Source organism: Enterococcus sp., from assembly GCF_032555305.1.
Taxonomy (GTDB): Bacteria; Bacillota; Bacilli; order Lactobacillales; family Enterococcaceae; genus Enterococcus_A.
The window spans coordinates 26,679-39,078 of record NZ_JAWGOQ010000005.1; the positions used below are offsets into that span (position 1 = coordinate 26,679).

The 12,400-nt window shown below is 41.7% G+C and carries 9 protein-coding genes; 8 read left to right on the forward strand and 1 reads right to left on the reverse strand.

Going from position 1 to position 12,400, the window contains the following annotated elements:
- Positions 1 to 289: 289 nt before the first annotated feature.
- From E6139_RS05450 to E6139_RS05465, 4 genes are all read left to right on the forward strand, one after another.
- A complete protein-coding gene (locus E6139_RS05450) occupies positions 290 to 1,018 on the forward strand; it encodes a WxL domain-containing protein (protein WP_316402030.1) in 729 nt (242 codons plus the stop codon).
- Positions 1,019 to 1,073: 55 nt separating this feature from the next.
- Positions 1,074 to 2,114, forward strand: a complete 1,041-nt coding sequence (locus E6139_RS05455) for a DUF916 and DUF3324 domain-containing protein (RefSeq protein ID WP_316402032.1) — start codon at positions 1,074 to 1,076, stop codon at positions 2,112 to 2,114.
- 112 nt (positions 2,115 to 2,226) lie between these two features.
- Positions 2,227 to 2,457 carry an LPXTG cell wall anchor domain-containing protein gene (locus E6139_RS05460; RefSeq protein WP_316402033.1) on the forward strand — a complete coding sequence of 77 codons (231 nt, stop codon included), beginning with the start codon at positions 2,227 to 2,229 and terminating at the stop codon, positions 2,455 to 2,457.
- Positions 2,447 to 5,266, forward strand: a complete 2,820-nt coding sequence (locus tag E6139_RS05465) for an L-type lectin-domain containing protein (RefSeq protein WP_316402034.1) — start codon at positions 2,447 to 2,449, stop codon at positions 5,264 to 5,266. The genes E6139_RS05460 and E6139_RS05465 overlap by 11 nt, the downstream gene beginning before the upstream one ends.
- A 101-nt stretch (positions 5,267 to 5,367) precedes the next feature.
- On the opposite strand, the gene E6139_RS05470 is transcribed toward E6139_RS05465, so the two are convergent.
- Complete coding sequence (locus tag E6139_RS05470) at positions 5,368 to 6,204, reverse strand: AraC family transcriptional regulator (protein WP_316402035.1); 837 nt, start codon at positions 6,202 to 6,204, stop codon at positions 5,368 to 5,370.
- Between the two features lie 130 nt (positions 6,205 to 6,334).
- Between E6139_RS05470 and E6139_RS05475 the strand changes: the two genes are divergently transcribed.
- The 4 genes from E6139_RS05475 (at position 6,335) to E6139_RS05490 (ending at position 12,363) form a co-directional block, all read left to right on the forward strand.
- Positions 6,335 to 7,831, forward strand: a complete 1,497-nt coding sequence (locus tag E6139_RS05475; protein WP_316402036.1) for an amino acid permease — start codon at positions 6,335 to 6,337, stop codon at positions 7,829 to 7,831.
- Positions 7,828 to 10,893 carry a beta-galactosidase subunit alpha gene (ebgA, locus tag E6139_RS05480; RefSeq protein ID WP_316402037.1) on the forward strand — a complete coding sequence of 1,022 codons (3,066 nt, stop codon included), beginning with the start codon at positions 7,828 to 7,830 and terminating at the stop codon, positions 10,891 to 10,893. Before E6139_RS05475 ends, ebgA begins: the two co-directional genes overlap by 4 nt.
- A 207-nt stretch (positions 10,894 to 11,100) precedes the next feature.
- Complete coding sequence (locus tag E6139_RS05485) at positions 11,101 to 11,661, forward strand: isoprenylcysteine carboxylmethyltransferase family protein (protein WP_316402038.1); 561 nt, start codon at positions 11,101 to 11,103, stop codon at positions 11,659 to 11,661.
- Positions 11,662 to 11,922: 261 nt separating this feature from the next.
- Entirely contained in the window at positions 11,923 to 12,363 is a 441-nt protein-coding gene (locus E6139_RS05490; protein ID WP_316402039.1) for a fructose PTS transporter subunit IIA, read from the forward strand.
- Positions 12,364 to 12,400 lie beyond the last annotated feature (37 nt).

Genomic DNA, 12,400 nt, shown 5'->3' on the forward strand with positions numbered 1-12,400 from the left:
TTATATATTAAATAACTATAATACCAAGTGTTATTTTGTGGTTTACTATTATGCTATGCAATTGTAAACGATACATTTTTAGCATTATAACGTTAAAAAAAAACGAAATACGAAACCGATCATCAGGTGTTCTTTTTATAATAATTCTAAACAAGATTGTATACTAATGCTACGTGCTTTCACCTACAGTATCTGACAAGGAAGAATCATTTAGATATGATTTTGTTACTTCTAGTGCTAGTAGGTTTTATATAGATTGACTTTAATTATGGAAAGGAAGTATTACGTAATGAAAAAAATGCATCCAAAAAATTTATTCTATCTCAGTAGCTTGGCCTTAGCATTGGTCGGAACGCCAGCGTTTGCGGCTACTAATGGTCCAGGAACGGAGAGTTCAAATATCAGCGCTGGAACAGCCCAAGCAGGGTATGAAGCGGATACGACAAATAATGCAAGCGCTAATACGGTTGGGGAGTTCTCCATCGATGCCGGAAAACTGACGCTAGATAGCGTGCCTAACATGCACTTTGCTAAAGAAGATAAAAGCAATCCAACAATCTCAGATGTTTCTAACGGCATTACCTTGAAGCTCGCAGATGGAAAGATCACACCGAATGCGATTGAATCTTCAAAGGATTTTGATGGAAATGCCAATCTGGACCTAAGTGTTTCAGATTTCCGCGGGGACGATCAAAACGGCTGGAAGGTATATGCAACGGTCTCAGATTTCAAAAAGGATGCTTCTCACAGTCTAACAGGTACTACCTTAAAAATGACTGCTAAGCAAGCTGCCAAAACAGATACAGGAGTAGCTGTTGACGCTCCAACGGAAGTTTCTATTCCTGCTACAGGAGATGCTGGAATTGTTGTAAATGCAGCTTCCGGAAAAGGAACATTGGACAATCATTTTAATTTTGATAACACAACAAGTTTAACAATTGAAAAACAAGCAGCACAAGCTGGCTTGTATCAAGCGAAGATTACCTGGTCTTTGGCAAATGTGCCAACAGCTAAGTAACTAGAACAAAGGCGAGTCTATTCGATTCGCCTTTCATAGTATTAGGAGTGAATAGATGAATAACTATAAGAGATTGCTTCTGCTATTTACTGGCTTCTTTTTGTTGCTGACTCCGACCTTTGTGCAGGCAGCGAGTACCGAAAAGGCTCCATTTACGATGGAGGCAGTCTTGCCTGAAAATCAACGGAAGGATTCTGCAGCGACCTATTTTGATTTGGTTGTCCAGCCCGAGCACAAACAACAGCTAGCTGTCCGTTTTCAAAATCTTTCCGATAAAAAAATGACGTTACAGCTTTCCGAAAATAGTGCGGTAACCAACTCTAATGGTGTCATTGATTATAATAAAGTAGATTCCAAGAGGAGTCTGAACGCGAAATATCGGTTGGACGAGCTGCTGAGCATTCCAAATGAGGTCGTGTTAGCTGCTGGTGAGACGAAAGTGATTTCAGGGGAATTGTCTGTACCGAAGGATCGATTTGATGGCATTCTCTTAGGTGGGATTACTGCAACGATGACAGGGGAGAAGACCGCTGGTGAAAAACAAACGTCAGGCTTGGCGTTAACAAATCAACTGGCGATGACAGTTGGTGTTGTGTTAACAGAAGATACGCAACAGGTGGTAGAGCCTGAGCTGCGTTTGCTTCAGGTTCGGCCAGGATTAAGCAACGGCTATACCTCGGTATTAGCAACGATACAAAATTCGATGCCTCAAATGGTAGGACAAATGACCATCACTGGGAAAGTCTTTAAAAAGGGAAGCAGCGAAGTCATCAAAGAAACCGTTCGAAAAAATCAAGAAATGGCGCCCAATAGTCAATTTGATTTCCCAATAGATTGGGGAAAAGAAAGTTTAGAACCCGGCGACTACACATTAAAATTAGTCGCGCAAAACAAAAGTCATAAATGGGTCTTTTCAAAGGACTTTACAATAGCCAAAGCGGAAGCAGAAAAACTAAACAAAAAAGCTGTGGGACTTAAAAAAGACTATACATGGTTGTATATCATAATCGGAATTGTCCTCTTTATTTTACTACTGGTTCTAGCCTTTTTATTGGGCAGACGACAAAGAAGTGAAGAAAAAAATGAAGATTCATAAAAATAGTTCTCTCTTACTCAAGAGATTACGAATCGTGTTTATCCTATTTTTTAGTTTTAGCATATGTTTGGTACCAACTCTAAATGGACGGGTCAATGCTGAGGAAAAGACAGTGGCCGAACTAGAAATTCTACCAGGTAAAACGACTATTACGTTACCCAAACACATTCCAAATGGAGAAGTTCAATCCAAGAAAAGTGAAGCATCAGGAATGAGGTACCATCGATTTCCTCAAACCAATATGATTGGCAATCAGTATGCCTTGTATGGAATTCTCGTCGAGCTATTCCTACTATTTCTTTTTATTTTACTCTTGAGACGGAGGCGGGAAAATGATGAGTAAGCGAATGCGAGGGCTATTTAGCGGAGGGCTTCTTCTGCTTCTTTTCTTTTTCCGAACGACCGTCTCAGAAGCGGCGCCTGTGCCTCCTGTTCCGACATTGCCTTTAAGTTCTGGGTTAGTGAGAATGGAAGAGAACGGGAATTTACAAAATAGCAGTCCAACCAATCAGTATATTCAGGTTACCCCCTCAAAGACCAATCAAAAAGGAGCAGTTTGGTTTAATCAGCCAATTTCCTTTGAGAATGATTTTGATATTGAAATGTATGTCTATATTCAAAGCGGGGGAACTGGTGATGGGATGGGTGTACTTTTAAAAGATTCTTCAGAGACATCGACTTGGATTGGAGGGCATCGAGCGGGGACTTTAGGAATTTATGGTCCTGAGACCCTTCCATCGAAGCCTGTAAATAACGATTTTATTAATGGCGCCATCCCGAAGAGTTTTGCCATTGAATTTGATAATTACGACAATAAAAACGGAATGGACTACAGCGACGCGATTACTGGAAATCATATTGCCTATTCTTATCCTGGATTGCCTGCTTCTTACTCACCACATTATGATGGTCTATGGCCCTTTGGAAATAACATGAATGTTTTAAAGCACAATAGTGTTCAACAGATTTCTTTGGCAACAGGTACATGGAAAAAGTTCACAATGAAGTATTCTAAAGCCGCAAATCAATTAACTTATCAATATGAGGGATTGCCTGCTGTTTCAGTTCCTAATTTTGTGGGCGGATCAGAGACTACAAAAGAAACATTCGCTTCAGGAAAAGCCTATCTTGGTTTTGCCGGTGCTACTGGTGCAGACGCAGGGGCCGTGCAAGAAATGGCCGTTACGTTTACGAAAGGTCCGAATGTACTGGATATGAACGTGGAAAAACAGATTTCGCTGGACAATGAAGCCCCATTTTTTGACTCTAATACCTTAAAGGATACAACCGATGTCCCACAAGTGACATTGAAGAACAAAGATTCCGTTCTGCATTATAAGGATACGTTAGTCATTGACCCAAACTCATCATTGAGCAGTATTGGTAAAGGAACCTTCACGATTCATGCAACAAAAGGAATTAATTTTGATCAAGCAACCTTTCAGCTGGATGGTCAACCGGTTTCGGTCACTTTTGATGAACAGAAACAGGAATACCATATTACCAGCATGTCAGATATTGGCAAAGGGACGCATACGCTGACCTATAATGGAAAACCTCAGCTCGATCAGAATGGCAATCTTGACATAACGGTGAACACAGATACCCAAGTTACAGGTGCTACCTATGGAACGGCGTCTTTGCCGCAAAACAGAAATAGTCAGGCATTGAGCTATCAGGTTAAAGCCGTTACTTCATTATCATTGAAGGAGTCGGTGCAACGAATTTATGGTGCTCATCAAGGTGTTATCTGGGAATCACCTGATCCGCTAGCGGCTATCGAGATAGGAACTCAGCAAGAAAGATTGCAGGAAACGCTTGAGGCACGCGTTTCAACTGAATCAACGATTGAAAATCCCGGAAATGCCAAAATCACTTTGCCAATTTCACCATCATTGAACATTAATCCGAATACAATCACTGTTAATGGCGTTTTACTACCCGCCAACCAAGTCTTAAAAACGGACAGCGCGCTGATTATTGATACTAAACAACCTTTAAGCAAGGATAAAGCAGTAACGATAAAGTATACTGCGATTCCTGAAGCATTTAAGGTGGATCAAAAAGCAGAAGCAGAAGCAAACTTCTCTGCTCAACTAACAGGGGACATCGGATCAGCATCCTTAAACGGAACGACTAAGTTGATATTCAATGCTTTGCCGGAGATTTCGATTAATCAAGCACGTCCCTTTAATCAATTAGACCAGTTGGAAACGCAGCGACAATCGATTAAAAATCCTTTAGCGATTATCGGAAGTGACAAGGATGAAAATAGCACTACGATTAACTATTATGCGAAAGATTTTGGCGATCAAGCACCCACAGGTGATTATCAGCCAAACGACGATCAATCCGATATTCTTATCGGACAACATTCGAACCGTGAAGCATTAAATAATGGGACGGCACAAAACTTTTCAGAGATGATCTTTCCCAAAGATGCATGGCAAAAACTTGGTGCCGGTATTCATTATTTCGCTATTTATGGAACGGATCCCGAAAAGAATGTATCCAATGTCCACTATTTAAAGGTAAACATTGTTTCAGATAAATTAACACTTGATCGAGTTCCTAACTTAAATTTCAACAGTGAACCAGCGTTTAATAGTAATCAGATTGCAACGTTACCAGGTGAAGCCGATACCGTGGATTATTCTCTGCGCAGCTTTGAAGTGAAAAATCAGATAAATGCCTATGACGGTGATACACATAATGACGGGCAGATCCTAGTCACAGATTCTCGAACGGATCGAAGCAAACCGTGGGAATTAAAGCTTAGAATGACCGACATTCAATCATTAACGACTAAAAAATCATTGTCTGATCAAGCGGCAGTCGTGTTGCAGTTGGCGTTTAAAGACAACCCGAATAGCTTTGACATCCTGTACAGCAACTACAAAAATGAAACTGTGGAGCTGAAAGATTTAAACGCACCCGAGAAAACAATTTCTGCATCCAAAGAAGCGACGGTTTTGACAGCAGCAACGGGAAACACCTCCCAAGATATCGTACAGGCAACGCAATCAATTGATTTAAGTCGAACCTTTTTACGCTTCAAAAAAGGCAGCCAATCCGACTTTACAAAAGCGGATCAGTTTCAGTTAAAACTTGAGTGGGTATTAAGCACGCCTGCGGATGAAACAAGTAGATAGTAAAGAGTATTTAGTTAGAAAAGAGGCTTTGACATAAGTCTCAAAACAAGCTCCAGAAATGACGAATGAATCGTCGTTTTCTGGAGCTTATTTTGGTCCGATCAATTGATAATAAACTTTTTCCGATAAGTCGAAGGAGAAATGCTAAGTTTTGATTGGAAAAATTTTGAAAAATAGGAAGAGGAAGAAAAGCCAGTCTCATAGGCAATCTCCGTAATCGTCAGCGAACTTTTTCGCAGCAGGGAGCAGGCCTTTTGAAGCTTCAAATCCTGGATATATTCACTGGGCCCGATGCCTTTATGGGTTTGAAACAGCTTATAGAGATAGGTTCGATCAATATTATTTGCTTCTGCAATCTGATTGACGCTGAGATTCTCCGACATATTGTCATTGATATAGGTCAGAATAGTTTTAAAAAGCTGCTCACTTTGTGAAGTATTATCCGTTTTTAGATTAATTTGATCGATGGTATCGAATAGAATGAAGGAAGAAGCCATCGTACGAAAAAGATTGTCCTGCTTGAAGGAGTCATAGATATCTTGAAAGAGAGCATCGATCCGATGATCGAAGGAATGACTGATCACGCAATGGTGTTTATCTAATTCTAACTTTGAAAAATAATGATCCATCATTTTTCCAGAGAATCCGACCCAGCGATACTGCCAAGGGTCTTCACGATTGGGGTAATACACATTTTTACAATTCGAAGGAATGATAAAAAAATCTCCGGCTGTGATTTTTCTTTCAGGAAAAAAAGGTGTTGAGAAAAAGCCTTCGCCTTCGATACAGTAATGAATCACCCAATAATCGATTGGAGCATACTCCGTAGGCTTGGTTGAGCGACATTTTTCATAGCCTACTTCGCAAATGTGAAACTCTGAGCTTAGTGTATCATTGTTGATTAAAATGCTGATGTCGTTTGATAATGAGCTGTACATTCGATCCCTCCTTGAATAAAAAATTGCAACAGTCAACATTATTACAAGTTTTTGGAAACATTTCTTATTTTTTATATCATGAAAGCGCTATAAAATCAACGTGTAAGTAATTATTGAAAGGATGTTTGAGATGGAAAACTCTAAATCAAGACAGCGCTTAGGATCGGTCGCATTGATGCTCATGACCTTTTCAGCGGTATTCGCGTTTCCCAGCATTGTTAACAACAGTATTCAAATTGGGTTAGCGACAATTCCGGGGTATTTGTTTGGCAGTATTTTTTATTTTTTACCGTTTATTCTGATGATTGCAGAATTCGCTTCTGCTAACTCAGGGAAAGAGTCAGGTGTTCATAGCTGGCTGCAATCGGTTTTGGGTGACAAATGGGCCTTTTTAGGCGCCTGGTCGTATTTTTTCGTTAATTTGTTTTACTTTTGTTCTTTGTTGCCGAATACCTTGATCTACGGTTCGTATGCTTTCGTAGGAAGGAATGTTTTTCAGGGAGGAAACAGCACGATCATTATCGCAATCATTTCTATTGTTCTCTTTTGGCTGATGACGTGGGTCTGTATCAAAGGCGTGTCATGGATCTCAAAAGTTACTAGTTTTGCTGGGAGTGCGCGGTTGTTTATGGGTGTGGCCTTTGTGGTTCTGGCCTTCGTGGTTGTCTTTGGACTAGGGAATGAACCTGCGCAGGATTTTACCATGCAGTCGATCACGCCAAGCTTTAATTGGACCTTTTTCATGACGATGGCCTGGATCTTGCAAGCTGTCGGAGGTGGAGAAAGTATCGGTGTCTACATCAAGGACGTTAAGGGCGGCAATAAGACCTTCGTTCGTACGATGATTGGAGCCACGATTGTCGTTGGTATTATGTATGTTTTAGGGGCTGTAGCGGTTGGATTTGTCGTGCCGATGGATGTTTTGAAGGGGAATTTCTCAAACGGGATCTTCGATATCTTCAAAATCTTGGGTGCGTATTTCCATATTCCAAGTGGTGTGATGGTTCGGCTAGTCGGTTTGATCTTATTTATTGGCAGTCTTGGTTCGCTAGCGTTATGGACTGCGGCACCTGTAAAAGTCTTTTTCTCTGAAATTCCGGAAGGTGTCTTCGGAAAATGGCTGGTGAAAACGAATGAAGAGGGGAATCCGACAAATGCGCTGGTTGTGCAAGGGGGAATCGTTACAATGCTCTTGATCATTCCAGCATTGGGAATCGGCAATATGGACAGTTTCCTTTCAACTTTGATCAATATGACAGCGTCTACATCGCTGCTACCGGTATTGTTTTTATTGATCGCTTATATCGGTCTGCGCCTGAAGAAGGATTCAATGCCCCGCAGCTTTAAGTTCGGCAGTCGCCAATTTGGGATTTTTGCCGGCATCGCGTTACTAGTGCTTTTCATTTTCGTCTTCTTTATGTCAACAGTGCCTGATCCGCAGCTAATCATGGCTGAGATAAATGGGACGCTGCCGGCAGGTGAGGCGAGTCCGATTGGGATGCTGGTCTACAATGTTGTCGGACTGGTGATATTTATGGGCTTTGCGTGGATCTGCTGGAATCGCTATGAAAGAAAATCAAAAGTATTGAACAATGAAGAGACAAATGTAGAGGTGACTGGTAAATGAAAATTTGGGAAAACTATCAATTAGATCAGATCAATCGATTAGAACCACGGGCACATTTTTCGACCTTTCCAACTAAAGAAAAGGCGCTGCTAAATGAAAACAAATATACACACGCGTTTAAAAATTTGAATGGCATTTGGAAATTCTTATTGGTAGATGCGCCAGAATATAGTCCAAGCAAGTTTTATGAGCCGGATTTTGATACAGCAGAAATGGCGGACATCAAGGTTCCTGGTAACTGGCAGGTTCAAGGCTATGGCAAGATGCACTATTCCGATCTATGGTACAACTTTCCGATTAACCCGCCGTATGTTCCAACGGAAAATCCAACAGGAATCTATAAGCGGCAGTTTAGCATCGATGAAAGCTTTAAGGGCAAAAAAATCATTCTGCGCTTTTGCGGGGTCGATTCGGCTTACCATGTGTGGGTCAATGGTGAGGAAGTCGGCTACAGCAAGGGTGCTAGAAACGAGGCGGAGTTTGATATCACGGCCTTCGTTCAGGAGGATGCTGCCAATGATTTGACGGTGCGCGTCTATCAGTGGTCTGATGGTACTTATCTGGAAGATCAGGATATGTGGTGGCTCAGTGGAATTTTCAGAGATGTGGAATTACTCGGTGTCCCTTATGCCGGGATCAATGATCTAAAAGTTGTCGCAGATTTAGACGATGACTATCAGAATGGATTGCTGGATCTTTCGTTCACTCTACGGGAAAGCAAGGGGCAACGGATTGAAGTAGAACTGATCGATCCTTCAGGTCAACGAGTATTGCATCAAGAAATTACTAGCGAACAGGGAAGTCTTCAGGCGGAAATCCCCAGCGTCGCTCATTGGACAGCGGAAACACCTGAGCTTTATCAGCTGCTGATTTCGGTTTACGAAGGGGAAAAGCTAGTTGAAGTGATCCCGCAAAAGGTCGGATTCAGAAATATTCGCTTAGCAGGCGAGGTCTTTCTGGTCAATGGCGTGGCGATCAAGTTTAAAGGGGTCAATCGTCATGATTACAATCCTAGAAACGGGCGTGTTGTCTCGAAGGAAGAAATTGAAAACGATATTCGCCTAATGAAGCAATTCAACATCAATGCAATTCGCACCAGTCATTATCCAGCTTCTTCTTATTTATATGATTTGTGTGATGAGTACGGGATGTATGTGATCGATGAGACAGATTTAGAGTGTCATGGTTTTGAGTTGACTGGGAAATATGACTGGATCAGTAATGACCCTGAGTGGGAACTGGCCTATGTTTCCAGACTGGTCCGAATGATCGAGCGAGATAAGAATCATCCGTCCATCATCCTTTGGTCGTTGGGAAATGAGTCAGCGTTCGGTTGTAATTTTGTGAAGATGACAGAGGTTGCGAAAAAAATGGATCCCACTCGCTTGGTTCACTATGAGGGAGACTTTGAGGTAGAGGCCGCGGATATCTACTCAACCATGTACAGCTGGCTGGAGCATCCGACGAAGCAGCCATTAATGAGCACGATCATTGAGCAATCGAAAAAGCCCCATATCCTGTGTGAATATGGTCATGCGATGGGGAATGGACCTGGAAATCTGAAGGAATACCAAGACCTGTTTTATGCTCATGATAAGCTGCAGGGCGGCTTCATTTGGGAATGGTTCGATCATGGCATCGAATCCTATACTGAGGACGGAGAAAAATATTACCGCTATGGCGGAGACTTCGGCGATGATCCTTCTAACAAAGATTTTTGTATCGACGGGATGCTGATGCCGGATCGCACACCTTCACCAAGCTTGTACGAATACAAAAAGGTGATCGAACCGATCCAAACGACAGCGATCGATCTGAGCAAAGGAGAAATCGAGCTGTTGAGCCGCTTTGATTTCCAAGACCTGAAAATTTTTGATCTGCATTATTCAATTATGGAGGATGAAACACTGATTGAAGATGGAACGATTTCGCTGCCTTCGATTCCAGCGCGAGAGAAAGCCAAATTAAGCTTGCCGTATAGCTTGGATTTTGCACCAAAACCTGGCGCAAGCTATTTCTTGATCGTTTCCTATCAATTAAAAGCAACGACGACCTATGCACCAAAAGGTTATGAGTTAGCCTCAGCCAGTTTTGAGCTTCCAATCAAAATAGCGGGTGTAGAGATTTTACCAAGCGGCAAGCTGCAGGTGAATGAGACACAAACGACATTGAGTATTGAAGGAACAGATTTTATCGTCACGTTTGATACGGTTAGAGGAACGCTGCAAAAATTGGTCAGAGACGGCCAAACAATTATTGAACGAGGACCGAAATTCACCATGTGGCGTGCGCCGATCAGTAACGATATGGAAATCATCGATGAGATGAAAAAACAGTATTTCCTGCATTTAGAGCATGAAATAGTCGAATCCTTTGACTGGAAGGAAATCGATCAAGCCGTTCAAATCACCGTCCAGACGATCAATTCGACAACAAACAGTGCATGGCATTACAAATGCACCTATAGCTATACGATCTGTGGAAGCAGTGATGTTTTATTCAATCTGGAGGGGACTCCTAGCGGGAAGATCGACTCCGCGCCAAATATGCTGCCGCGTTTAGGCGTATCGATGCATGTGAATAAGGACATGAATCAAGTAAACTACCTAGGGCGGGGACCAAGAGAAAACTATGCGGATTCAAAAGAAGCAGGGTATCTGGGTGTCTATCGCTCAACCGTCGAGGCGATGTTTACGAATTATGTTGTTCCTCAAGCCAACGGAAACAGAATGGATACAAGATGGGTGGCGCTGACCAACGATCGCGGGCAGGGATTATTCGCCGCAGATGAAGCGGGCTTCAATTTCAGTACTTCTTATTATGAAGAAGCTGATCTGGATAACGCTAAACATACCTGTGATCTAAAAGAACGAGAGTATGTTGTCGTGAATATAGATTACAAGCAAAATGCGCTGGGCAGCTATTCCTGTGGGCAATGGCAGTTGGAAAAATATCGAACAACCTTCGAAAAATTCAACCTGTCTTTCCGCTTAACCGGATTCAATGCGAAGGAAGCCGATGCTCTAACACTGTCTCATGAAGTAATTAAAGCACCGTTTTAGCAGATAAATGAAATACTCCTTTCAAGTTTAGCGACGGTTACTTTCCGTTGCTGAGTGGAAGGAGTATTTTTTTGGAGCATTTTTAAATAGTTCCTTTTATGTTTATAATCCGGAATTTTATTCGATAGAGAACTTGACCAAAGAACACTCATATGAAATAATGAACATATGAACGAATAATCATGTATAGTGGAGGAGGAATAAAAAATGTTAGTACGGGTTCTCGCATTTACGGCTGTTACGCTATTTTATCTGATCTACTTGGTAAAAGGCCTGCTACTGAGAAAACAAGGAATCACCGTCAATCTGTTAGGGAAAGACGCGAAAAAAGAACAGTATTTTGAAATCGTTTTAAGGATCATGACAGGCGTCGGGGGAGTGCTCCAGTTCCTTGCTCCACTCCTGTTTGATATCAATCGAACCGTTTGGGTGCATGTTGGTTTAGGTCTGATTTTTGCGGGAGTTTTTCTATTTTTTATCGCGGTCAGGGCGATGGGGTTGAATTGGCGTGCAGGCTACAATGAAGAGCAGAAGACCGAATTGGTGACTACTGGGATTTATCGCTTCAGCCGCAATCCGGCCTTTGTGGCATTTGATTTGTTGTATCTTGGTTTGGCGGTGATTTTTCCGAATATACTTATGATCGCTGCAGCAATTCTCGCGTTGGTTTTGTTCGATCGGCAAATTCGCGGGGAGGAAGCTTATCTGATGTCGACTTTTGCTGAGAATTATCGTCAGTATCAATCGGAGGTTAGACGCTACTTATAAATGAAAAATGTACCCCAAAGGGCAGGATTAGAAATCTGCTTTTTGGGGTTTTCTTTGTGTGCAGAATCTTAAGTAATTGAGAAGTATTCAAAACAAGGGTGATTTTATGATCTGAATAGCTCATGTATTGTGAGCGAAAATATCGTAAAAAGAACTTTAAACCGTTCATTGTGCATAGTATTGAACGATTTAGATTACGATGCTATAGTGATCTCAAGAAATGAGAGAGCGCTAACATGGCGTAATGAGAGGTGTTTCTTGATGGAATTAAAAGAATTAATGTTGAACGATTTAATTATTTTTGATGAAGGAATTCGCTCAAAGGGTGATCTGTTTGATTGTTTAGCAAAAAAGCTTGATGAGCAAAATCGTGTAAGCAAAGCTAAAAAGATTATCAAGGATTTATACAAACGAGAGAAGGAAACGTCAACAGGAATCGAGGATGGTTTCGGGATTCCCCATGCAAAAAGCAAATATGTTCTGGATCCCACAGTTTGTTTTGCTCACACAGGATTGATGGAGGATTATGTCGGCTTGGATGGTAAGCCAGTCGAATGTATTTTTGCCATATTAGTTCCGCAGAAGGCTGCTGACTTACACTTAGATATTTTGAGTGGGCTGTCCAGAAGACTGATGAATCAAGAGTTTCGAGATCAACTGAAGAAGGCTAAAACCGCTGCAGAGGTTTTACATATATTGTAACTAATTGTCTCTTCAACTTTTCGCAGAACACGTATAT